Genomic DNA, 24,692 nt, shown 5'->3' with positions numbered 1-24,692 from the left:
TTGGCTGTACGCCAATTAATATTGTATTTTCTTGAAATTTCTGATATTGATAGTCCTTTTAAATAGTCATTTCGTATTTCCAACCATAGATCCTCCTTCATTTCTACAACACCACCTCTTGTTTTTTTATAGGTAGTGTTCCATAATTTAATTAAGATCTATGCACTTTTTAATCGTTGTTTTTATGTATTTTATCATTGTGTTCTACACTATAAAATGAAACATGCCATTTGTATGCTGAACCTCAACATAAGATGTATTTAAATACACAATATGGTTTCAGCTCCTATAATGGTAGGAAGCTGAACCTCAACATAAGATGTATTTAAATCAACTAAGATTGCAAACACATATTCAAATTTTATTTGCTGAACCTCAACATAAGATGTATTTAAATAAGCTTAATACTGATAAAATAGCAGCTGAAGATGTGCTGAACCTCAACATAAGATGTATTTAAATGATATTGTTTTTGTAGTCCATGTTCCTCCGCGTTTTGGCTGAACCTCAACATAAGATGTATTTAAATTATGAGAAAGGGGCTTAAGCTCCTTTTTTTATAATGCTGAACCTCAACATAAGATGTATTTAAATTTAAAGTGTTTATTCTCTCAGGACCTTCTGTATTAGCTGAACCTCAACATAAGATGTATTTAAATTCATTCTGAGGATCATCTTCATAGTCCTTATAATGCTGAACTCCAACATAAGATGTATTTAAATTCAAACATCTTGTAGCTGTCATAGATCTTACCCAATCGCTGAACTTTAACATAAGATGTATTTAAATAAAGAATGTGTTGATTTTGTTAAAAAATTTGAAGGAGCTGAACCTCATAACATAAGATGTATTTAAATTATATTGTGATTCTTGTTCCATCTAACATATATACTGCTGAACCTCAACATAGGATGTATCAAAATTACATATTAAGTCTCCTTTACAAGAATTGCTCTTTAGGCTGAACCTCATCATCAATAGTACTGAAAATTATTGAGATGGACTTCAATAATTTATGTTAATTAACAACTAAATTGGTTTATAATATAAATAGAAGTTCCTAGGAAGGAGTTATATTTTATGCCTAAGAAAATACCTTATGGAATAAGTAATTATAAAAACTTAATAGAAAATGATTATATATATAGATAAAACTGAGTATATTGAAAAACTAGAAAATTACCATTCTCCTTATATATTTTTCCTTAGACCAAGACGATTTGGTAAGAGCCTTTTTACTTCTATTTTAGCAAATTATTATGACATAAAAGAGGAAGAAAACTTTAATAAGCTATTTGGAGAAACTTATATAGGCAAAAATCCAACTAAAGAAAAAAACAGTTACTATATATTAAAATTTAATTTTACTGGTCTTAATACAGATACAAAGGAAAAGTTAGAAGAGACATTTATTAGCACTATAAAAGAATCTTTTGATAAATTTATTAGTGATTACAAATTAAATATTAATTATATCCAAGAGGGAACAGCTGCCAGCATATTTGAAAGTTTTCTTAATAAAGTAAACAAGAAGATAGATGGAGACTTATATGTAATAATAGATGAATATAATCATTTTGCAAATGAGTTATTAAGCTTTAGAACAGAGATGTTTTCGGAAATTATAAGTAAAACAGGCTTTGTAAGAAAGTGGTATGAGGTTTTAAAAAAGGGAACAGAATCAATTGTAAAAAGGATATTTGCTACAGGAGTAAGTCCCATAACTTTAGATAGCTTTACCAGTGGCTTTAATATAGCTGACAATATAACTCGATATGAAGACTTTAATGAAATGATTGGCTTTACAGAAGCGGAAGTTAGAAAACTTATACAAGATACATCTCATAATGATGTAACAGAGAGTGAACTGGAAGAATTAATAGACATTTTGAAGCAAAACTATAATGGCTATTTATTTTCAGAAGATTCTAGTACCAGATTATTTAACAGCGGCATGATACTATATTACTTAAAAACATATTCTGTAAAGAAAGAAGGACCTAAAGATTTTATAGATACAAATGTTGCCAGTGACTATGGTAAGCTTGGTAATTTGTTTGATTTAAAAGACAACAACCGAAATATGAAGGTTTTAGATTCTATACTAACAGGGGAAGAAACAACAGCAATAATTACACAACAGTTTTCGCTTGAAAAAGATTTTAATGAAGATGATTTTAAATCATTGTTATTTTATCTTGGATTACTAACTATAGATAGAGAAACTTTAGGAGCGGTTATTCTGAAAGTACCTAATTATGCTATAAAAACTTTATACTTTGAATATTTTAATAAGAAAGTTAGTGAAAACTATAATTTATATGTAGAGGCAGAAAAGAGAATGAAAAACGCAAGCACTAATGATTTTATTTCAAGCGATGATGTGCTTCAAGACCTTGGCATTAAAAAAGATGAATTAAAAGATATTGAAGTGGATATTGAATAATAGAAAATGATAAATTAAATTTCACCTTTCCAAATTAATCTATAAGTGTATATATAACTTATAGATTAAATTTTGGAGGGTGATTTTTTTATGGCATTATATAGACAATTACAATTATCATTTTGGCGTGACGCTTTTATTATGGATTTAACACCAGAGGAAAAAATCTTTTATGTGTATCTGCTTCAATGTTCAAACACTAAGCAGTGCGGAATTTTTGAGCTTCCTAAAAGAGCTATTGAATATGAAACAGGCTATAATAGAGAAACTGTGGATAAGTTTTATAATATATGCGAAAAACTAGAATATCCTCTTGAAGAGATTTTTAAGGATATAGTTGGCTTTCAGAAAAAAGTAAGGGGCTTACAAGGGGCTTATAAGGACCTAGGGGAAGAAGAAATTAAAGAAGAAATTGAAAAAGAAGAAGAAGGACAGAAAATAGAGAAGCTAAGCACAGAATCAGCTTCTAATGCCGCTACCTCTAAAGAAATTTCAGAAATGGCTGATGTGGTACAAGTGTTTAATAACAACATCCACCCCCAATGGTGTAAAAAAGCCTGGGGATGGACTACAGTGATTTTTGTGAACATAGACTGTTTTAAGGGAAATCTCTATAATAAGCTGCTTATAAGCTCTTTTATAACCTCGTTTTCATTATTATTTTTTTCTGTAATATTAGTAACAGAATTAACACCAGCATATTCTTTTATACTACTTGCTTTTGAAGTGACCACCAAATGTACTTTCTTTGGCGAAAATTTCTTTAAAAAACTCTTAGTTGCTGATGCAAGGCCACCTGCCCAAAGAGGTGAAACTAAAATAATTTCATCGGAAAAATCGATTTTACCATTAATCTTAATATCAACGTCTTTATTCTTAACAGAATAATAACCAGCTTTAATATATCCTAGCAGGCCATTCCAGTTCATATCATCTGAAATTTTAATAACTTCTGTAGATAATTCTTTTGCTATCTTTTTTGCAACCCTTTCGCTGTTACCTGATCTGGAAAAATATATGACTTTATAATTCATAATCTCACCCTCCAATTTTATTTGCTTTTTTATTGGAAATTATATAGTTAAGACTATTATAACTGTTTTTTACCAAATAGCCACTGCAGTCATAAAATTAACGTATCTATACGTTTTTCTATGCTAATATAGTATTAATAATATAAATTTCCAGTGGAAGGAGAATATTACATGAAAATAAAGCAAAAAAGAATATTTTATATAATATTAATCCTCATAATAATAACTTTTGCTGCTTGTGTGCCTCTATACTATTTTAATATTGTTCCTCACAAGGCATATTACGGAGAAGATTTTGGTATAGAAACAATACATAGTAAAAGTGATTACAATAATAATGGCATAGATGATTATACTGATATATTATTAGGTGCAAGGAAAGATGCCCAGAATAAACCTAAATACGAAAGTCAGTATTATGCTGGAGGTTATCCTCCAGAGAATCAGGGAGTGTGTACAGATGTGATCTGGAGAGCATTTAAAAATGCAGGATATTCTTTAAAAGATATGATTGATAAAGATATAAAAAATAATTTATCTAGATACCCAAGAGTTGAAGGTAAACCAGATACTAATATTGATTTTAGAAGAGTGCCAAATTTAAAAGTATTTTTTCAATACAATTCTAAATCCTTAACCTTAGATCCCTATAAAATAGAACAGTGGCAGCCAGGAGATATAGTGATATTTGGAAAAAACTATACGCATATTGGAATTATATCGGATAAAAGAAATAAACAAGGAATACCATTTCTTATTCATAATTCAGGACAGCCATCCAGGGAAGAAGATGCTTTAATCCAATGGCATAATGCTCAAGGTATTACGGGTCATTATAGATTTGATGGTATGCAATTAAGTTTAAACTAAATTATATTAACTCAAAAATTAAAATATACCTATAAAAAGCAAAAAATTCCCAAAATGTATTTACTATTTTTTACCAATATAATATAATGGAATTAAATGGAATAAAATTACATTATATTAAATTCCAACATAATAGAAGATATATTGAGGGAGGAACTATTAATGACTAAAACGAATAACATTGTAGATACTTTTTCTGTACAGGTAATTGATGATGGTTACGCAGATACTAAATCTAGATCTGAAGACAGTGATATGTTTATAACCCCATCTTATGTTACTGCCTGGAGACCATTTTATAATAAGGATAATGATTTAAAGGAAACTCAAGGAAATCCTTTAAGCAGAATAGAAGTAGAAGTTAACGGTTCTAGATATCTAGTGGGAGAATGTGCTGTACAGCAAGATAGAAATATGCAATGGAATGGTGCATCAGACAAGCATAACGATACTTCCTTTGATATTCTACTTAAAACCCATCTTAGCTTAATGTCAAAAAAACCTATTAGTAGAGTTAGGCTTGTAATGGGACTGCCAGTAAAGGCTAGTTTGGACAAGGAAAGAATAGAAAAAATGAAGGCTAAGGTAATAAGACAGCACAATTTAGGTATGAGGCTTTATGGCCAAAAAGAATTTGAAAATAAAATAATTAAGGTAGAAGACTTAATAATTAAGGCACAGCCTCATGGTACTTTATGTGACTTAATATTAGATAACGAAGGAAACATAACTAATAAGGATATAGCAAGAAAAGTAAATGCTATATCAGATATTGGAGGTAAAACTCATAATCTTTACTTAGTTGATGCCTTAGAGCCTTTAGCAGATTTTTGCGAAACAAAAAATAGTGGGATGTATGTAGCTTATATGTGGATAAAGGATTATATAGAACAAGAGCTGCATCTTAACGTATCTGATGGACAGATACAGTATATAGTAGCTTGCGGACAAATTAAAGGCTATGACTTAGCACCAGTTATACAAAAAGCATATAGAAGCCTTGCTAGAAAAATAATATTAGAAATCCAGACAGTATGGGAAAATGCTTTCCCTTTCATTGACAATATAATATTTACTGGAGGTGGAGCTTCGATACTTAAGCCTTACCTAGAGGAAGAGTTTAAAAATGCTATGTATTTAAACAGAACTCAGAACCCCTCTGGCTTGTTTAAACAAGGCATAAGAAAATGGAAGAAAAAAGCTGTATAGGGAGGTAGCTTAAGTATGCAAATTTCGTTATATATTGGAGATAGAAGAAAAAAAGACAAAATAGTAAATGAGGAATTACTTAAATATATAGAGGGAGATCGAAGTGATAGAATTAAGGATTTAATTCTAAAGGGTCTTATATTTGAAGGAGATAAAAGTATTGATGAAAAGCTTCTAGATATGAGATACATATATAATAATTTATCTAGTATGAAGGTAGACACTCAGATTACTGCTAAAAAATTTTCTAAGAATCATCAGTTAAAGCCTAAAACAATTGAAGAGGGTAAGCCTGATTTTAGTAGAATAAAGGTTGAGAAAAGAAATGTAATTGATGATGATTTAGAAAGCAGAATATAAGAAATAATAAAAAATGTGTCCGAGCTTATCACATAAAGCTCGGACATTCTTTTTATATTTCTCTGTTAAGTATTTTTTGTAGAGTGGTTTTCTCTATATTTAGGTTAAGCTCAAAATCTTCAGCATAATGTATACCCCAACAATAGATAGTATACAAAACAGGTATTATTTTTTTACCATAAGTTGTAAGACTATATTCTACTTTTGGGGGTACTTGAGGATAAACAGTTCTTTCTATAAGTCCGTCTTCTTCTAATTCACGAAGCTGCTGGGTAAGCATCTTTTGAGTTATTCCATCAAGTCGTTTCTTGAGTTGACTAAATCGTAGAGTCCTGTTCCTTAGATGCCATAGGATAACGGTTTTCCATTTACCTCCGATTACGTCCATAGTTAGTTCCATGCCGCACTGATACGATTTTTCTTGAATTTTTGACATTATATACGCCTCCAAAACAAATGGTATCTTTTTGTATACTATATAACTAATAGTACATTATATTACTAAAAAGTACATACTTGTAGCAATTAATATTATACTATAGAATGATATTAAATACAAAGGCAATTGAGAATAAAAAATAAAATTATTAATCGATTACATGTATTTAATTCAGATTTTATAAATAAGTCATAAACTAATAATTGATATAAAACCTACAATTTAACCTACCATTAGTACCTACCATTAAAAAACTACTGAAGAAATTTCTTTAGTAGTTTTTTAATTTTGGTAGATTTTTTTGTTATATGCATATCTACATTATGAAAGGAGTTGGTAATAATGATAAATTCAACAGCAATGAAAAGCACACTAGCAATTAAGTACGTAGCGGGGCAAGATGAGGGAGGCAAGGATATATTAAAAACTCAAAGGCTTGGCAGCGTAAAAACTGCAGCTACTGATGAAAATATGTTTTTAGTAGCAGCAGCTCTTGGGAGCTTGTTACTAAATCCAAGTGTTGAAGTAAGAAGAGAAAATGAAAATCTAATCGTAAGTGAGTAGTCTATTAATTAAGGAGGGTAAGCTATGAGTAAAACATTGGTTATGAATTTTTTAACTGCAGAAGGAAAGAAAACATCTATAAGATTTAAAGATGTGAAGGAGGCAGTAACTCCTACAGAAGTATCTACTGTTATGGATACTATAATAGAGAAAAATATTTTTATTACTACAAATGGAGAGCTAAAGCTTAAAGATTCAGCCCAAATTGTAGATACGACAACAGAAGAATTAGCTATATAAGTTGAAAGTGGCATTTTTGTGCCACTTTTTTTTAATTTCCCGTATATTGATATTCAAAAAAAATATAGAATTTAATTTGCTAAAACTTACTCAAAAACCCATTATTCGACATTATATTTCCTAAAGTATCGCCGAATTTAGACGAAAATAAGATAATTAATTAGTAGTATTATTAACAGATTGAATTTATCGTTAAAATGTAATGTTTTTACAATAATTCTTATTGAGATAACTTCTATTTTTAATTGTGAAAGGGTGATGTTTATGAAAAAAGTATTAATTGTAGATGATGCACTTTTTATAAGGTTAACATTAAAGAAGATGTTAGAGAAATACAATTTTCAGGTTGTAGGAGAAGCGGGCAATGGAATAGAAGCAATTAAATTATATAAAGAGCTTAAACCAGACATAGTAACTATGGATGTAACTATGCCAGAGATGGATGGACTTGAAGCAGTAAAAATGATAAAAGATATAGACGAACAAGCTAAGATTGTTATGGTATCTGCCATGGGACAAAGAACAATGGTAGTAAAGGCGATAGAATCTGGTGCCAGTGGATTTATTGTAAAACCATTTAATGAAGCTCATGTAGTTGAGACTCTAAATAGTTTATAAATAATATTAAATTATAGAAAGGGGGGTGTTGAGATGAGTGAAGATGATGGAAGAGACCCTATGCTAGATATTTATATTTTAGAAACCTGCAATTTAATTGAACAGCTAGAGGAGATAATTTTAGAGAGTGAAAAAGAAAAGGATTATAAGAATTCTATTGATACAATATTTAGGATAATGCACACAATTAAAGGTAATTCAGCTATGATGCTTTTTGATAATATTGCCCACCTAGCTCATTCATTAGAGGATCTATTTGATTATTTAAGAGATAATAGTGAATTAAATGTAGACTATCAAGCAATAACTGATTTGATATTGCAAAGTATTGATTTTATAAAAAATCAGTTAGTAAAAATAGAAAATAATGAAACGGCAGATGGAAATCCAAAGGAATTAGTTTCGGATATAAGAAATCAACTTGAAATTATCGTGAGTGTAAACCCTCAGGAAAGTAAAGAGAATAAAAAAGAATCTATCAATGAAGAGCATCACTGCTATGTATCTTCTGTAAAGGATTCTAATGAAATGTTGAAAAAAGAGTCACAAGATAAGCTTGATATTAGATATGAAGTAGTAATTTTCTTTAAGGAAGGCTGCGGGATGGAAAATATCAGAGCATTTACAGTAATACATAAACTAAAAAATCTTGCATACGACATAGTATATTTTCCAGAAGATATAGTAGTAAATAATGAAACTGAAGAGATTATTAGGGAGGATGGATTCAGAATTATATTTAGCACTAAAAAAGATTTAAAGGAGATCAAAAAGTTTTTTAATGCCACTGCTTTTTTAAAGAAAGTTACTGTTAATCCTGTTTCTAAAGAAGAGCCATATTCCAAAATTGAAAACATTCAAGAAGATAAAAATTCTTTGGAGGTTAAGAGTTGTAAGGAGCGGCAAGTGTCTCCGAAGAATTACACTAATAGTCCTGAGTCTCAAGGAAAGCATAATATGTTAAATGTTAGTGTAGAAAAACTAGACATGCTTATGGACTTAATGGGAGAACTAGTTATATCTGAGGTAATGGTTACTAATAATCCAGATATAGCTTCACTTAACTTAGAGAGTTTTAAAAAGGCTTCAACACATCTTAGAAAGATTATTGACAACCTTCAAGATGTGGTTATGTCAATTAGGATGGTGCCTTTAGCCTCTACCTTTAAGAAAATGAACAGAATAGTAAGAGATATGAGCAAAAAACTAGGTAAAGAAGTAGAGCTTATTTTAGTTGGAGAAGAAACTGAAGTTGACAAAAATATCATAGAGCATATCGGAGATCCTCTTATGCATATTATAAGAAATTCTCTAGATCACGGTATAGAAGCTCCGGAAGATAGAATAGCATCAGGTAAAAATTCTATTGGTAAAATAATGCTTCAGGCCGAAAATTCTGGCGGAGATGTAAATATAGTAATTAAGGATGATGGAAAGGGTTTAAATAAAGAAAAAATATTAATGAGAGCTAAAGAGCATGGATTAATTGATAAGTCAGAAGAGGAGCTTACGGACAAGGAAATATACTCTTTTATATTTTTGCCAGGTTTTTCAACTAAAGAACAGGTTTCAGAGTTTTCAGGTAGAGGCGTTGGTATGGATGTAGTCCTAAAGGGTATTGAAAAAGTAAGAGGAAAAGTTTATGTAGACAGCGTTGAAGGAAGTGGAACTACCATAACTATAAAAATTCCACTTACTTTGGCTATTATTGATGGTATGACTATAAGAGTTGGACAATCTATTTACACTATACCAATTATGTCTATAAAGCAATCCTTTAAAGTAAAGGGAAAAAGTATTTTTAAGGATATAGATGGAAATGAAATGATAATGGTTAGGGGACAGTGCTACAATATTTTAAGACTTCATGAGAGATATAACATTAAGACAGATGTTAAAGATATTGAAAAAGGTATACTTGTTATGGTTGAGAATGAAGGTAAAAGTATATGTATTTTCGCAGATGAATTATTAGGAGAGCAGCAGGTTGTAGTTAAGCCTCTGCCTAATTATATTAAAAAAGTTAAAGGAATAGGAGGATGCAATCTTTTAGGGGATGGAAGCATCAGCTTAATCTTAGATATAGGTGGATTAATTCTTTAAAGTAAAGGTGAATTAGAAGGGAGGTATAGACTATGGAAGATAACTTATTAGGTTATATGGAGGAAGATACTCAGAAGGATAAGTTTCTAATATTCTCCATTGACAAGGAGCAGTATGGCATTGAGATTAAATATGTTTTAGAAATAATAGGTATTCAAAAGATAACGGAGGTACCAGAACTCCCTGATTATGTAAAAGGCGTTATTAATTTAAGAGGAAAGATTATACCTGTTATGGATGTAAGGCTTAGGTTTAAAAAGAATTTCCGAGACTATGATGACAGAACTTGTATAATAGTAGTTCAAATAAAGGATATGAGCATTGGGCTAATTATTGATAGAGTTATTGAAGTTGTAGACATTGAAGAGGAGCAGATAACACCTCCACCTGAATTGAATAAGAGCTCTAACAATAAGTACATAAAAGGAATAGGGAAAATTGGAGAAGAAGTGAAGTTACTTATAGATTGCGATAAGCTTTTGAGCCAGGAAGAAGTAGATGAAATTTCTTATTAAGAAAGGGAGGGGAATTGAATGAAAAGGTTTAATGATTTAAAAATAGGGACCCGTTTGATAATAAGTTTTGTTTTAATTGTTATATTTACAGGGGTTATTGGTGCTGTAGGGATTGTAAATATAAAAAAGATACAAAGTGAAGGACAAGAAATGTATGAACAGAATACTAAGACTATTGAAGCACTTTCGGAGATTAATTTAAATTATCAAAGACTAAGAATTAGTCTTAGAGATATTGTATTTACAAACGATGTAACAAAAAAAAGTGAGTATGCAAACACAATTAAAGACTTGCAGAGTAAGATAAGTGAAGATGCAAATAAAGCAAATGATAAACTCACAAGAGATGATGAAAAGGCTCAATATGAGAAATTTAAATCAAACTTTACAAGCTATCAGGAAATTATTACTCAAATAGTGAATGCTTCACTAAGCAATGATATTAAAAAGGCAACAGAATTAATATATCAAGGTAATGGTCTTCAAATTGCAACAGACATAAAGGATTCCATAGATAAGACAATAGAAATTAATAGTAAGCTTGCCCTTGAGAAATCTATTGAAAATCAAGCAACAGCAAATAATTCTATAAAGATAATGATAATAATCCTAGGAGCGTTAGTTGTAATATCACTAGTTCTTTCAATAGTTGTTTCAAGATCAATAAGTGCTCCTATTAAGAAGCTAACCGGATTTTCAAGGAAGTTAGCTATTGGAGATGTAGATTTACAAATTGATATTTCTTCTAAGGATGAGATAGGAGAATTATCTAAAGCGTTCCAAAGCATTACATATAATATTAAGGAGCAAGTAAATGCAGCAGATAATATAGCTGCAGGAGATCTTTCTGCAAACATTAAAGTTAATTCAGAAAAAGATGTATTAGGTAAAAAATTAAACGAAATGAAGGATACTATAAGTAATCTAATTAATGAAACAGGAAGATTAACAAATGCAGCAGAACTAGGAGCCTTAGATACGAGAGGAGAAGCAGGTAAATTTACTGGTGCATGGAAAGACTTAGTGCAAGGTTTTAATAATATTCTAGATGCAGTAATAGAACCTGTGGAAGAAGCAGCAGAGGTTCTTGAAGAAATATCTAAGGGTAATTTTGAAATTAAAGTTAAGGGTGATTATAAGGGTGACCATGCAAAAATTAAAAATGCTATGAATGATACAATAACTGAGATAAAATCATATATAAATGAAATTTCTACAGTGTTATTAGAGATGTCAAAAGGGAATTTAAATTTAGAAATAACTAGAGATTATAGAGGAGAATTTATAGATGTGAAGAACTCTATAAATAATATATTAAAAGCCTTTAATGAGACTCTAGGAGAAATTAATATCTCTGCAGAACAAGTGGCATCCGCTGCGGAACAAGTATCTGAAACTAGTCAAGTATTATCTGAGGCATCTACAGAGCAGGCAAGTTCCGTAGAAGAAATAACAGCTTCAATGGAAGAGGTAGGGGCACAAACTAAGATAAATGCTGAACATGCAAATAATGCTAATCGTATAACTAAGATAACAAGCGATAAAGCAAATAAAGGCGTAGAACAAATGAAGGAAATGCTAAATGCCATGGAAAAAATAAATGAATCCTCTGCAAATATTTCAAAAATAATAAAGGTAATAGATGAAATAGCCTTCCAGACAAATATTCTAGCTCTAAATGCTGCAGTAGAGGCAGCAAGGGCAGGACAGCATGGAAAAGGTTTTGCAGTAGTAGCAGAGGAAGTAAGAAACTTAGCTGCAAGAAGTGCTAATGCAGCTAAAGAAACTACACAAATGATAGAAGAGTCAATTAAAAAAGCAGATTCAGGTAAAGAAATCGCAAATGATACAGCTAAAGCCTTAAATGATATTGTAGAGAATATCAATGAAGCTTCAGGAATAGTAGCAGAAATAGCGGCGGCTTCTAATGAGCAATCCGATGCATTAGAACAGGTAAGTAGAGCTATACAAGAGGTAGCTGGTGTTACTCAGGGAAATAGTGCAACAGCAGAAGAATCAGCATCAGCAAGTGAAGAGTTAACAGCCCAAGCATCACTTTTAAAGAATAGAGTTGCTAGATTTAAGTTAAAAATGTAGTTTTTACAATAAAGAAAAGAGAATTAAAATCGCTTTTGCTTTATTTAGAAGGGGAGAAGGGTTATTAATTGTTAAAAACATTAAAGAGAGGGAAGTAATATTTTGATATTACTTTCCTCTCTTTTCAATTAACGCTATGCTTTGACTTGATATACCTTTTCCACTGCCTGTAAAACCCAATCCTTCTTCTGTAGTTGCTTTGATATTTATAGAATCTTCAGGAATTTCAAGAGCAGCAGAAATATTTTTTATCATTTGACAAATATGAGGTGCCATTTTAGGTTTTTGAGCAATTATTGTGGCATCTATATTTATAACTTCATAATTCTTTTGCTTAAGCAAGTTGCCAACTTCTTCAAGTAAGCAAATGCTAGATATACCTTTATATTTTTCATCTGTATCAGGAAAGTGTTTTCCTATATCTCCAAGAGCAGCAGCTCCAAGCAAGCTGTCCATTATAGCATGAATTAATACATCCGCGTCAGAGTGACCTAAAAGTCCTCTATCAAAGGGTATTTCAACTCCTCCTAGGATAAGCTTTCTATTTTCTACTAATTTGTGTACATCATAGCCCATTCCTATTCTCATAAGTAATTTCTCTCCTCTTACTCAAGGGCTACAGAACATATTTTTATAGCCAATATTTATACTTTATGCTTGAGTTTTTACTTGATTTTTTTGATCTAAATCGACAAATGAGATTTTTAAGCATACTCAAGAAGGTTCCCGTATGAGGTTTTTTGTGGGAAACTATTTGCATTTCATCGGTTTTTAGATTGTGGTTAGGATAATTCTTTTTAGAAGCAGCCTTGAAGTCTACATAAATTACCTTCTTACCCATAACTATGCACCCCTTTATCAAATATAGATGCTTTTATATTATTATATCATTAATAATTAGAATAGTTAACAAAGTGTAGAAATAAACTATAATATATATTAAAAATTTCAACAAAAACATATACTTATGCACAAGTTATACACAATTCTGTGGACAATGTGTACAATTAACATAAAAAAATGGCGAAAAATTAATAGAATATGTGTTAAAGTACTATAATAAAGTATAAATTAACATGAAATAAACAAGTTATCAACAGATGAAATGTGGACAATGTTGATAATTAGACTGTCTATGGGGATATTAAAATGCAATAATTGAATTAAAATACATTAAATGTATGCTGAATTTAATAATTAAAAGCAATAATAATGGTTATTAATTGAAATTCACATGTAATTAACATGGAATTAACAAGTTATGCACATAGGCCTTGTGGATAATGTGTATAACCTCCCAAAATTAAATTATCTTATTACCTTAGGAATTGTAAAATAGAATTCTGTCTTCTCATTCGGGATACTTTCTACACCAAATGAAAGGTTATGGAGCTTTAGTATTTCCGCGCAAATGGCAAGTCCCATGCCCATTCCACCGCTTTTTGCATGCTTATAGTATCTATTCCATACATTTTCTAGCATTTCTTTTTCTATGCCTATGCCTTCATCGATAACAGAAACCTTAACATAGTTATCCACAGAATAAGCCTTTAGGTAAACATGACTGTTTGATTTACTAAATTTAATTGCATTATCAGTAAAGTTATATAAGACTCTTAGAATATAAGCTTCATCTCCGAAGACTTCCACATTTTCTGAATTTAAAATTAAAGCTATATTTTTGTTCTTGGCCACTGTACTAAATCTTTCAGCACATTCTTTTAAGGAGTTTTCAATATTAAAATTTTGCTTATTGAGTTTTAGTTCGCCGCCTTGAAGCTTAGAAAGTTCCATGATTCCTATCACAAGATTATTAAGCCTATCTACTTCCTTTATAATTTCTTCTGAATATTCCTTAACTTGATAATCATTTACTATGCCGTCTTTTATAGCTTCACTATAGCTTCTTATAACACTTAATGGAGTTTTAAAGTCATGAGAAACATTGGCAATAAAATCTCTTTGAAGCTTATGTCTCTTTTGAAGATTAATTGCCATACTACTTAAGCATTGAGACAATTCTTCTATTTCATCTCCAGTGGTAATGGATATTGGAAAAGCAAAATTACCCATAGAAATTTCCTGAGATGCTTTTTTTAGTTGTAGTATTGGACGTGTAAATTTCTTACCTAAATAAGATATAAAAGGAATACATACTATTAAGGCCAAAAGAAATATAACCACTAAAACTATATAAATTACTTGCAAATAGTAGGATATGTCTTGGTCACTTTCGAAGGTGATTATGTCTCCCATTTCTGTGGATAACTTATAATAGATAAAGCTCTCACCAAGTCGGTTTGTAAATTTACCTTTATTTCCTAGAGAAGCAAAATTGATATTGGATAAATTATTAAGCATACCCATTCTTTTGCCTCCTCCCTGATTTCCGGTATTTCCAAGGAAAGACACATTATCATTAGCTATTAGTAAGGCGTTTACTGATAAATTATTAGGAGATTGTCCATCTTTGATTACTTCATAGATGCTCTCAGATGTAGCTTTTAAATTATCATATTTATTACTTATATAAAACTTTGACAAAAATATACTACTGCCTATAAAGCAAATCAAGATAACAATGCTAATAATAGCTATGAAATACTTTATCAACTTCCAAGTGATTTTATCAAAGGTCATTATTTTTTTAATTAACATTTTTTACCTCCGATTTATATAATCTCTAGTTTATAACCAACGCCCCAGATAGTTTTTAAATTGCTGCTGCAAAAATTTATTTTTTCTCTCAAATTTTTAACATGGGTATCTACTGTTCTCGTATCTCCTCCAAAATCATATCCCCAAACCTTATCTAAAAGCTGATCTCTTTTAAAAACCTGATTGGGATTTTCACACAAAAATAACAGAAGATCAAATTCTTTTGGGGTAAGAGAAATAGAAATGGAGTTTTCTGAAACCTCTCTCTTCATCTCATCTATTTTCATTGACCCCAAATTAATGGATTGATCTTTAGTTAATGTTTTACTGTTAATTCTCAAATTTACTCTAAGTACAAGCTCTCGCATACTTAAAGGTTTCACCATGTAGTCATCTGCTCCTAGCTCTAGTCCAAAGATTCTATCTTCTTCTTCGCCTCTAGCTGTAGTAATAATTACAGGAGTATTATCTTTAGCTTTAATTTTCCTTAGTAAGGACCAACCATCTTTTCCAGGCATCATTACATCTAAAATTATTAAAGAATAATTTTCTTCTAGAATTAGTTTTTCTCCTGAGGATCCGTCATAAGCCACAGCAACCTCATAACCTTCTTTTTTTAGATATAAGCTCATAACATCAGCTAATTTTTTCTCATCTTCCACAATAAGTATTTTTTCATTCATATAAAACCATCCTTTTATGTGCAATCGTTATCAAAAATATAAATTTATAAAATAACTATTGCATTATTATTTTTAGTTTATTATAATTATACAAAAGTGAAAGCTATGAAGGGTAGTAGTAAATAAAATTTTATTTTCAGAGAGTAGGCGGTTGGTGAAAGCCTATAGTAAAGTTTATTGAATCCGACCTAAAGCTGCATAGGGGTAAAAACCTATGCCGGAATTATCCGTTATAATAATGAGGCTGGTAAAACAGTAAATTAAGGTGGTACCACGTGGATATTAGATTCTCGTCCTTGACTTTGTCACGGATGGGGGTTTTTTGTTTTTACAAAAATAAAGTTGCGGTGCAACTTTAAAATTGACAATGCACAATGGACAATTGACAATGAAGGATGTTTTGCTAAGGCAAAACTAGATTATATTGTAGCTTTGCTGCAATTATTAAAATTAGTAATTAAGCTCTGCTTAATTACTTCCTTCATTGTCCATTGTCAATTCTCAATTGTCAATTTATTCTTACACTACGCACTTAAAAAAGGGGGTTTATTTATGCAAGAAAAATTACTAATGACACCAGGGCCAACTAATGTTCCGGAGAGAGTTTTACGAAAGATGGCTGAGGCTGTACTTCATCACAGAACAACAGAATATGGAATGTTATTCGCAGAAATGAATGAGAGAATCAAAAGAGTATTTCAAACTACAAATCCTGTATTAACTTTTCCGGCAGCAGGTACAGGTGGACTTGAAGCTTCTATAGTAAATATGTTTTCAAAAGGAGACAAGGTTTTAATTGCTTCCATAGGGGTATTTGGAGACAGATTTATAAAGATAGCAAAAATCTTTGGATTAGAAGTGGATGAGATTAAAATCCCATGGGGAGAAGGGGTTACTGTAGAAGATATAAAGGGGAAGCTTACAGATGAGCACAAGGCACTTATTGTAACTCACAATGAAACTTCTACAGCATCAACTAATCCTATAAAGGAAATTGGGGAGTTTATGAAGGGAAAAAATCAACTATTAATAGTTGATGGAGTAAGTTCAATAGGTGGTATTGAGGCAAAAATGGATGAATGGAATATCGATGTTTTGATAACAGCATCCCAAAAGGCTCTTATGTCTCCTCCAGGACTTGCATTTGTAGGAGTAAGTGAGAAGGCTTTCGAGGCTGCTAAAAAGTCAACAATACCAAAATATTATTGGGATTTTTTAAGTGCTAGAGAATATTTGGATAAGCCTGTTCCAGAAAACCCATATACTCCAGCTGTTTCTTTAATCAATGCTGCAAATGAAGCTTTAAAGATGATTGAAGAAGAAGGATTATATAATGTTTATAAAAGACATGAGGTTTTAGCTAAAAAGTTCAGAGATGAAACAGCAAAAATGGGACTTAAGGTATTTACTAACGAGAAATTTATCTCTCCAACTGTAACTGGATTTTTAATTGAAGAGGAAGGAAAAGCCTCAAAAATTAAGAAGAGAATGGAGCAAGAATTCAATATTGTTATTGCAGGTGGACAAGGAAAGCTTAAGGGCAAAATGATAAGGGTAGGACACATGGGCTGTGTCAACGAAGAAATGATTGATAGAACACTTGATGCGTTAAAGAAATGCTTATAGAGATTGAAAGAAGGAACTAATTGCTAATCTCTAATCACTAGTCGCTAGTCACTAGAGATTAGAGACTAGCGACTAGTGATTAACAAATATAGTATTACTAAAAACTGGCCACTGGCTACTGGTCACTGGTTACTAATAAAAACGGGGGGTTATTAAAAATGGCAAGGGGAAAAGTAATAGTTGCAGAAAGAATTGATGATGCTGGAATAAATTTATTAAAGGAAGAATTAGAGGTAGATATTCGTTTTGATATACCAAGAAATGAGCTATTAGAAATAATTGATCAGTATGATGGGCTAATTATAAGAAGTGACAACAAGGTTGATAAAGAACTAATGGCAAAGGCAACAAAGTTAAAGATAGTTGGAAGAGCTGGTAATGGAGTTGACAATATTGATGTGGAAGAGGCAACTAAAAGAGGAATCATAGTTGCTAACACTCCAGACAGTAATTCTATCTCTGCTTGTGAGCTTGCTATCACTCATATGCTTGTAGGATCTAGAAAGTTCAATTATGCAGATTCTTATTTAAAAGCAGGTAATTGGGGAAGAGAAATTTTCATGGGCAATGAAGTCTATGGAAAGACTCTTGGAATAATTGGACTTGGAAGAATAGGCGGGCTTGTGGCTACTAGAATGAAGGCTTTTGGAGTTAAGCTTATTGCTTACGATCCATATATATCTGATGAAAGATTTTTAAGATACGGGGCTGAAAAGAAAGAAACTCTAGATGATTTAATAAAAGAAGCAGACATTATAACAATTCATACTCCAAGAACTAAAGAAACAATTGGAATTATTGGAAAACGAGAAGTTGAATTAATGAAGGATGGAGTTAGAATAGTTAATGCAGCTAGAGGAAAGCTTATGGATGAAGCTGCACTATATGATGGCTTAAAGAGCGGAAAAATAGCTAGTGTTGGTTTAGATGTTCATGATGAGGAGCCAAGATATTCATCAGCTTTATATGAATTTAATAATGTTACAGTAACTCCACACATAGGTGCTACCACATTTGAGGCACAAGAAGATGTTGGTATTACAATTGCTGTTCAAGTCATAAACGGAATAAAGGGTGACATAGTTCCTAATGCAGTTAACCTTCCAGGGATAAATAGAGATGAATTTAAAGAAATTAAGCCATATATAGAACTTATGGAGAACCTAGGAAAGTTATATTATCAATTAAATCATGAACCAGTAAAAAATGTTGAGATAGTTTATTGGGGAGATTTAATGAAATATGACATAAGTATTTTAGAGGTTGCTTTCCTTAAAGGCTTACTTCAACCAATAAGCAACGAAAGAGTAAATTATATTAATTCAAAACTTCTTGCAGAAAATAGTGGAATAAGCATAAGACAAGAGACAATGAATGAATATTATGACAACTATTCTAACTTGATTACTATAAAAATAACAAACAATAAAAATGAACACTTCACTTTATCAGGAGCTGTTTCAAATAAACAAGAAGGAAAACTTGTGGAAATGCAAGGCTATGAAGTAGATGTAAAACCATCTCAATATATGCTATTTATTCAAAACAAGGACGTACCAGGTGTAATAGGACATGTTGGAACAATGATTGGGCAAGAAGATATCAATGTTGCTACAATGTATGTTGGTAGAAAAGCAAAGGGTGAGCTTGCTCTAATGATTTTAAATGTAGATAGTGAAGTTACTAAAGAATCTCTTGAAAAGTTTAAGACAATAGATAATGTAATAGAAGCTAAAACTACAATAATTTAATAAATATCAATTTATATACAATAAATGTAAGGCTTGTTTTCAGAAGAGATTGGTTCCTCATGAAGAAAACAGGCCTTTATTGTTAAAAATTTATTCTATATTAACATTATAAATTTTTATGATATACTTATGTTAAATTAATCAATTTTGAGGTGATAATGTGTCTATAGATAAGCTTTCAAGTGAAGAATTTATAAACTTTGAGTTGTTTGATAATCATTTCCAAGGGATTTTAGCAATAGACACTAAGGGTATCGTAACATTCTGCAATCAATTCTTTTTAAATGTTTTTGCTGTTAGTGAAGAAGAAATAATTGGTAGAAACATTACGGAAATAATTCCTAAATGCAGACTCATAGATACAATAGTACAAAGATGCTCTTATTGGGGAGAAGTTCTTAAGATTAATAATAAAGAAATGGCAATAGTAAGATATCCAATACATTCCAATGGAAATATTGTAGGTGCAGTATTAAAAACTATCTTCCCAGATATGAATATTGCAAGAGAAGTAAGTGCTAAACTATCTAGTTCCTATTGCAATGTAAACTATTATAGTAACCTTCATACTTGTATGGATTTAATTGGAGAATCCGAATCTATGCTTATGGTAAAAAGACTCGCTAGAAGAGTTTCTAGATCAACATCTAATTTGCTTATAAATGGTGAAAGTGGCACAGGTAAAAGTATCATGGCAGAGGTTGTACACAATAGATCTGTTAGAAGAGAAGGACCGTTTGTTAAAGTAAATTGTGCTGCCATACCGGAAAATCTATTAGAATCTGAGTTGTTTGGTTATGAGGAAGGAGCTTTTACAGGAGCAAAGAAAAACGGAAAGCCAGGCAAATTTGAGTTAGCTAATGGAGGAACCTTATTTTTAGATGAAATAGGAGATATGCCTTTATATATGCAGGCAAAATTGCTTCAAACAATTCAAGATAAAAAAGTTGAAAGAATTGGTGGAACGAAGCCAATCTCTCTTGATGTTAGAATAATTGCAGCCACAAATAAAGATTTAGAAAAAATGATTTCAGAAAATAAATTCAGAGAAGATCTTTATTACAGGCTAAAGGTTCTAGAAATAACCATGCCATCTCTAAGAGAAAGACCAGAAGATATTCCTCAGTATGTAAAAGGGTTATTAGCTAATATCAACAAAAAAGTAGGTTCTGATGCCATTGGAGTCACAGAGGAATCTATGAAAATGCTCCAAGCCTATCATTGGCCAGGAAATGTAAGACAGCTTGAAAATTTCCTTGAGCAAGCTGTAAACTATAGTGACGAAGCTATAATAGATATTACTAAGCTTCACATAAAGCCATGGGAACATGATAAAGAAGTGAAGGCAACACCTATTTCAAATTTAAATAGAAGCAAGAAGGAAAAAACAGCAGATAAAGTTAAGAATACAGGCAAAAATTATGAAAGTTTTAATAACATTATATATAAAACAGAGAAGGATATTATCATTCAGGCAATTAAAGAATGTAATGGAAATAAGTCAAAGGCTGCAGAAGCGTTAAACATCAATAGATCTGTTTTATATAAGAAGATTAAACGTCTAAATATAGATATTTAAAAAAAGTGTTCTCAATAAAGTGTTCCTTTTGTGCACACAACATCAGATGTGTATACAAAAGGAACACTTTTTGTTTTAAGGGAACATATTTAGAAGTGGAAAATGGCTTATTTATTAACTTTATTTTTTGGCATGGTAATTGCTATATTTATTATTGCAAAATTAAACGATTGCAAAAAATATTATTGTATATGTTAGTTTATTAAGAAGGAGGGATTAATTGTGAACAAATGGCAAAGCATTTACAAGGAGAAGCTAACTTCAGCAGAAGAAATAGCAAAACAAATAGACTCCAATACTGTATGTGCAAGTCCCATAGCTGCCGGTGAAGCCTTCGCTATACCAGAAGCTATTGCTGAAAGAGCCCTAAAAGAAAATCTAAAGGGGATAAAACATTGTTCTATACTTTCTTTAAGACCACAAAAGATATGGGATCCTGCTTTAGACGGAAAATTTAATCATGTAACTCTATATGTATCATCAAACAATCCAAGAAAGGCCATGTGGGAAAATAGAGCAGAATTTGTACCAAGCTTCTATTATCAAATACCTAGGGTATGGGATGAATATATAGAACCAGAAGTATTTTATGCAACTGTATCTCCAATGGATGAGCATGGATACTTCAGCTTTGGACTAAGTGTAAGTACTTGCATGACTTTAAAGAAAAAAGCAAAAAGAATTTTTCTAGAAGTTAATGAAAATATGCCTAGAACTCATGGGAACAGTGCTATTCACATTTCAGAAGTAGATGCTATCTGTGAATGTAATGTATCACTGCCGCAGTTACCAGTTGGAGAAATATCTGATGTAGATAAGACCATAGGTAATTACATTGCTGAGTTAGTGCCAGATGAAGCTACTATTCAACTAGGAATAGGCGGAATACCTAATGCAGCAGCTCAAGCTTTATTAAATAAAAAGAATCTAGGAATACACACAGAAATGTTTACTGAAAGCATGATTGATTTAATAGAAGCTGGTGTAGTTACAAATACAAAAAAGAACATACATGCTGGTAAAAGCGTAACAACTTTTGCATTAGGAACAAAGAGAATGTATGAATTTCTAGATGATAATGTAGGAGTAGAATTCCATCCAGTAGATTATGTTAATGATCCTGTTACAATAGGAAAGCATGATAATTTTGTATCCATAAATTCATGTATAGAAGTTGATTTATTTGGACAGGTTTGCTCAGAATCTCTTGGACCAAAGCAATACAGCGGAGTAGGCGGTCAAGTTGACTTTGTAAGAGGAGCATGTAATTCAAAGGGTGGTAAATCAATAATATCAATGCAATCTACTGCAAAGGGCGGAACAGTATCAAAGATTAAATTAGCTTTAACAGAAGGTTCAATAGTAACTACTTCTCGTAACGAGGTTGACAATATTGTAACAGAATTTGGAGTGGCAAAGCTTAAAGGAAAGTCTATATCAGAGAGAGCAAAGGCACTTATAAACATTGCACATCCGAGCTTTAGAGAACAGCTTACTTTTGAAGCTAAGAAAATCAACTTATTTTAATAGATAGATAAAAAGGTAGTATGCTTAGCGAGAGCTGCTACAAGAATATAAAAATAATTTTAATTTAGATATGTGTTATAAAACTGCGTAGATAAAGAGAAGGCGCAAAAAAACAAAAAGTAGCATGCTTAGCGAGAGCTGCTACAAAAATATAAAAAATAATTTTAATTAGGATTGATAATATTATAACACAAAAAAATAAAATGTTAAATATTTAATTAATATTTTTTTATAGGGAGAGTCAATTAATGGTAAGTAATGATATAAAAATGGTTCAACATATAAGTTCTGATCCCACGGCAATCGGTCAATTTGGGCTCTCAATGGTTACTTTGGTGGCAGCTAGTCAAAAATTAGGCTTGACTAATGGCCTTGGAGTATTGGTCCCTGTGGCTTTCTTCTTAGGAGGGGTAGCTCAACTTTATGCTGGAATAATGGATTCAAAACATAATAAAAGTTTTGGAGCTAATGTATTTACTTGTTTTGGCCTTTTCTGGATGACAATGGCTATAGTTTGGATGATTAAATCAGGAGTATTTGGAGAAGTTTTAGCAAAGCAGTATGATGTAAAACAGTTAGGAGGCTATGTAATTAACAGTCATTTAGGATTTATACTGCTTCCTATGGGAAAATCAACAGGAATTTTAAGAAAGTTAAATAAACAACAATAAAATTAGGAGGGATAATATGAAGAAGGTTAGTGTACTTACAGCAGAAGAAGCGATTAATTTTGTTAAGGACGGGGATACACTTACAACTAGTGGGTTTGTTAGCAGCTCCATTTGTGAAGCTTTAAGCAAGGCTTTGGAAAAGAAGTTTTTAGAAACTGGCTCTCCTAAAAATTTAACTCTTATGTATGCAGGATCTCATGGAAATCGAGATGGAAGAGGTGCAGAGCATTATGCACACAAAGGTATGCTTAAGAGATTAATAGCTGGGCATTTAAGTACAGCTCCAAAGCTTGGTGCTATGTGTATAAATGGTGAAATAGAAGGATATAACTTGCCTCAGGGAGTTCTAGCAATCTTATTTAGAGAAATAGCTGCACATAGAGATGGAGTAATTACAAGGGTTGGACTAGATACCTTCGTAGATCCAAGAAATGGCGGAGGTAAAATAAACAGTATTACTAAAGAAGATTTAGTTCAGGTTATTACAATTAATGGTGAAGAAAGACTTTTATATAAAGCTTTCCCTATAAATGTTGCATTTATAAGAGGTACTTATGCAGATGAGTACGGTAATATAAGTCTTGAAAAAGAAATAGGACCTCTTGAAGCAACATCTACAGCTCAGGCTGTTAAAAATTGTGGTGGTAAGGTTATTGTTCAGGTAGAAAAAATAGTTAATGGTGGAACTTTAGATCCTAAGCTAGTAAAGATACCAGGAATTTATGTTGATGCTGTGGTAGTAGCGGATAAAGAAGACCATCAGCAAACCTTTGATTGCGAATTCCAGCCAGAGATTTCAGGACAAAAGAGAGTACCTTTAGGAAATGCACAGCCTATTCCGTTGACTGTTAAAAAGATAATTGGAAGAAGAGCAGCTATGGAATTAAAAGAAGATACAGCTGTAAATTTGGGTATCGGAATTCCTGAGTATGTTGCTGCAGTTGCAAACGAAGAAGGAATTGGGGATTATATGACATTGACTGTTGAAGGCGGCGCTGTTGGAGGTATTCCTCAAGGAGGAATAAGATTTGGATCAAGTGTTAATCCTGACGCCTTGTTAGATCAGCCTTATCAGTTTGACTTTTATGATGGTGGTGGACTTGATATGGCATTTCTAGGACTTGCTCAATGTGATGAAAATGGAAATATAAATGTTAGTAAATTTGGTCCTAGAATTGCAGGATGCGGTGGATTTATTAACATTACTCAAAACTCTAAAAGAGTATTTTTCTGTGGTACTTTTACAGCAGGCGGATTAAAAACAAAGATTGAAGACGGAAAGCTCGTAATAGTACAAGAAGGAAAAGAGAAGAAGTTTATTAAAAAGGTTGAACAAATTACCTTTAGTGGAAAATTTGCAATTAAGAATAAACAGCCGATTCTATATATAACTGAAAGAGCTGTATTTGAATTAAGAGAAGATGGGGTTTACTTAATTGAAGTAGCTCCAGGAATTGATATTAAAACTCAGATTATAGATTTAATGGAGTTTGAGCCTAAGATAGATAAAGAAGTTAAGATAATGGATGCAAGACTTTTTAGAGAAGAAAAGATGAATTTGAAAAATAATTAACGAAAGGAGAGTATCCTATGTTTACAATGGGGATTGATATTGGATCTGCATCTTCAAAGGTAGTAATTTTAGAAGATGGAAGTAAGATTGTTGCAGCAGAAGTTATTCAGGTTGGAACAGGTTCTTCA

At 31.5% G+C, this 24,692-nt stretch carries 22 protein-coding genes, 1 pseudogene, 1 CRISPR repeat array and 1 other annotated feature; of the genes and pseudogenes, 18 read left to right on the top strand and 5 right to left on the bottom strand.

Annotated features, from left to right (window positions below; all coding sequences use genetic code 11):
* Positions 1-236: 236 nt before the first annotated feature.
* Positions 237-790: a CRISPR direct-repeat array (repeat unit 30 nt; unit sequence GCTGAACCTCAACATAAGATGTATTTAAAT).
* A gap of 343 nt (positions 791-1,133) precedes the next feature.
* The 5 genes from CLHOM_RS17290 to CLHOM_RS17270 all read left to right on the top strand — a co-directional run bounded on the left by CLHOM_RS17290 (position 1,134) and on the right by CLHOM_RS17270 (position 5,920).
* Complete coding sequence (locus tag CLHOM_RS17290) at positions 1,134-2,447, top strand: AAA family ATPase (RefSeq protein WP_052222937.1); 1,314 nt, start codon at positions 1,134-1,136, stop codon at positions 2,445-2,447.
* Between the two features lie 90 nt (positions 2,448-2,537).
* Positions 2,538-3,335 carry a hypothetical protein gene (locus CLHOM_RS18885; RefSeq protein ID WP_052222936.1) on the top strand — a complete coding sequence of 266 codons (798 nt, stop codon included), beginning with the start codon at positions 2,538-2,540 and terminating at the stop codon, positions 3,333-3,335.
* Positions 3,336-3,652: 317 nt separating this feature from the next.
* Positions 3,653-4,351 (top strand): DUF1287 domain-containing protein, encoded by a 699-nt coding sequence (locus tag CLHOM_RS17280; RefSeq protein ID WP_052222935.1) that lies wholly within the window; start codon positions 3,653-3,655, stop codon positions 4,349-4,351.
* Between the two features lie 162 nt (positions 4,352-4,513).
* On the top strand, positions 4,514-5,560 hold the full coding sequence (locus tag CLHOM_RS17275) for a ParM/StbA family protein (protein ID WP_052222934.1): 1,047 nt from the start codon (positions 4,514-4,516) through the stop codon (positions 5,558-5,560).
* 15 nt (positions 5,561-5,575) lie between these two features.
* Positions 5,576-5,920, top strand: coding sequence for a hypothetical protein (locus CLHOM_RS17270; RefSeq protein ID WP_052222933.1), 345 nt, complete (start codon positions 5,576-5,578; stop codon positions 5,918-5,920).
* Between the two features lie 52 nt (positions 5,921-5,972).
* On the opposite strand, the gene CLHOM_RS17265 is transcribed toward CLHOM_RS17270, so the two are convergent.
* Positions 5,973-6,356 carry a winged helix-turn-helix transcriptional regulator gene (locus tag CLHOM_RS17265; RefSeq protein WP_052222932.1) on the bottom strand — a complete coding sequence of 128 codons (384 nt, stop codon included), beginning with the start codon at positions 6,354-6,356 and terminating at the stop codon, positions 5,973-5,975.
* Between the two features lie 345 nt (positions 6,357-6,701).
* On the opposite strand from CLHOM_RS17265, the gene CLHOM_RS17260 reads away from it, so the two are divergent.
* The 6 genes from CLHOM_RS17260 to CLHOM_RS17235 all read left to right on the top strand — a co-directional run bounded on the left by CLHOM_RS17260 (position 6,702) and on the right by CLHOM_RS17235 (position 12,496).
* A complete protein-coding gene (locus CLHOM_RS17260; protein WP_052222931.1) occupies positions 6,702-6,923 on the top strand; it encodes a DUF1659 domain-containing protein in 222 nt (73 codons plus the stop codon).
* A 24-nt stretch (positions 6,924-6,947) separates the two neighbouring features.
* Positions 6,948-7,163: a DUF2922 domain-containing protein gene (locus CLHOM_RS17255; RefSeq protein WP_052222930.1), complete on the top strand. Its 216-nt coding sequence runs from the start codon at positions 6,948-6,950 to the stop codon at positions 7,161-7,163.
* 264 nt (positions 7,164-7,427) lie between these two features.
* On the top strand, positions 7,428-7,781 hold the full coding sequence (locus tag CLHOM_RS17250; RefSeq protein WP_052222929.1) for a response regulator: 354 nt from the start codon (positions 7,428-7,430) through the stop codon (positions 7,779-7,781).
* Between the two features lie 33 nt (positions 7,782-7,814).
* A complete protein-coding gene (locus CLHOM_RS17245; RefSeq protein ID WP_052222928.1) occupies positions 7,815-9,884 on the top strand; it encodes a chemotaxis protein CheA in 2,070 nt (689 codons plus the stop codon).
* Between the two features lie 32 nt (positions 9,885-9,916).
* Positions 9,917-10,399 carry a chemotaxis protein CheW gene (locus tag CLHOM_RS17240; protein ID WP_052222927.1) on the top strand — a complete coding sequence of 161 codons (483 nt, stop codon included), beginning with the start codon at positions 9,917-9,919 and terminating at the stop codon, positions 10,397-10,399.
* 18 nt (positions 10,400-10,417) lie between these two features.
* A complete protein-coding gene (locus tag CLHOM_RS17235; protein WP_052222926.1) occupies positions 10,418-12,496 on the top strand; it encodes a HAMP domain-containing methyl-accepting chemotaxis protein in 2,079 nt (692 codons plus the stop codon).
* Between the two features lie 108 nt (positions 12,497-12,604).
* Here CLHOM_RS17235 and ispF read toward each other — a convergent pair whose 3' ends face one another.
* From ispF to CLHOM_RS17215, 4 genes are all read right to left on the bottom strand, one after another.
* Positions 12,605-13,084, bottom strand: coding sequence for a 2-C-methyl-D-erythritol 2,4-cyclodiphosphate synthase (gene ispF / locus CLHOM_RS17230; protein WP_052222925.1), 480 nt, complete (start codon positions 13,082-13,084; stop codon positions 12,605-12,607).
* Positions 13,085-13,127: 43 nt separating this feature from the next.
* Positions 13,128-13,337 carry a hypothetical protein gene (locus CLHOM_RS17225; protein ID WP_052222924.1) on the bottom strand — a complete coding sequence of 70 codons (210 nt, stop codon included), beginning with the start codon at positions 13,335-13,337 and terminating at the stop codon, positions 13,128-13,130.
* A 467-nt stretch (positions 13,338-13,804) separates the two neighbouring features.
* A complete protein-coding gene (locus CLHOM_RS17220) occupies positions 13,805-15,154 on the bottom strand; it encodes a sensor histidine kinase (protein WP_052222923.1) in 1,350 nt (449 codons plus the stop codon).
* Positions 15,155-15,168: 14 nt separating this feature from the next.
* The gene (locus CLHOM_RS17215; RefSeq protein WP_052222922.1) at positions 15,169-15,837 is read right to left on the bottom strand and encodes a response regulator transcription factor; all 669 of its coding nucleotides are present in this window, start codon (positions 15,835-15,837) and stop codon (positions 15,169-15,171) included.
* Positions 15,838-15,933: 96 nt separating this feature from the next.
* Positions 15,934-16,138 (top strand) — a binding site (T-box leader).
* A 251-nt stretch (positions 16,139-16,389) separates the two neighbouring features.
* Here CLHOM_RS17215 and CLHOM_RS17210 point away from each other — a divergent pair.
* The 7 genes and pseudogenes from CLHOM_RS17210 to CLHOM_RS18765 form a co-directional block, all read left to right on the top strand.
* On the top strand, positions 16,390-17,463 hold the full coding sequence (locus CLHOM_RS17210; protein WP_052222921.1) for a pyridoxal-phosphate-dependent aminotransferase family protein: 1,074 nt from the start codon (positions 16,390-16,392) through the stop codon (positions 17,461-17,463).
* 158 nt (positions 17,464-17,621) lie between these two features.
* A complete protein-coding gene (gene serA, locus CLHOM_RS17205) occupies positions 17,622-19,214 on the top strand; it encodes a phosphoglycerate dehydrogenase (RefSeq protein WP_052222920.1) in 1,593 nt (530 codons plus the stop codon).
* Positions 19,215-19,374: 160 nt separating this feature from the next.
* Positions 19,375-20,793, top strand: coding sequence for a sigma-54 interaction domain-containing protein (locus CLHOM_RS17200; protein WP_052222919.1), 1,419 nt, complete (start codon positions 19,375-19,377; stop codon positions 20,791-20,793).
* A gap of 222 nt (positions 20,794-21,015) precedes the next feature.
* Positions 21,016-22,320: an acetyl-CoA hydrolase/transferase family protein gene (locus tag CLHOM_RS17195; RefSeq protein ID WP_052222918.1), complete on the top strand. Its 1,305-nt coding sequence runs from the start codon at positions 21,016-21,018 to the stop codon at positions 22,318-22,320.
* Positions 22,321-22,568: 248 nt separating this feature from the next.
* Complete coding sequence (locus tag CLHOM_RS17190; protein WP_052222917.1) at positions 22,569-22,991, top strand: acetate uptake transporter; 423 nt, start codon at positions 22,569-22,571, stop codon at positions 22,989-22,991.
* 16 nt (positions 22,992-23,007) lie between these two features.
* Complete coding sequence (locus CLHOM_RS17185) at positions 23,008-24,564, top strand: acyl CoA:acetate/3-ketoacid CoA transferase (RefSeq protein WP_052222916.1); 1,557 nt, start codon at positions 23,008-23,010, stop codon at positions 24,562-24,564.
* Between the two features lie 17 nt (positions 24,565-24,581).
* Positions 24,582-24,692, top strand: a pseudogene (locus CLHOM_RS18765) (2-hydroxyglutaryl-CoA dehydratase); the annotation flags it as partial.

This window comes from Clostridium homopropionicum DSM 5847 (assembly GCF_001263795.1).
Lineage (GTDB): Bacteria > Bacillota > Clostridia > Clostridiales > Clostridiaceae > Clostridium_H > Clostridium_H homopropionicum.
Note: the sequence above shows the minus strand (reverse complement) of the source record. Positions and strands in the feature narration are given on the sequence as shown.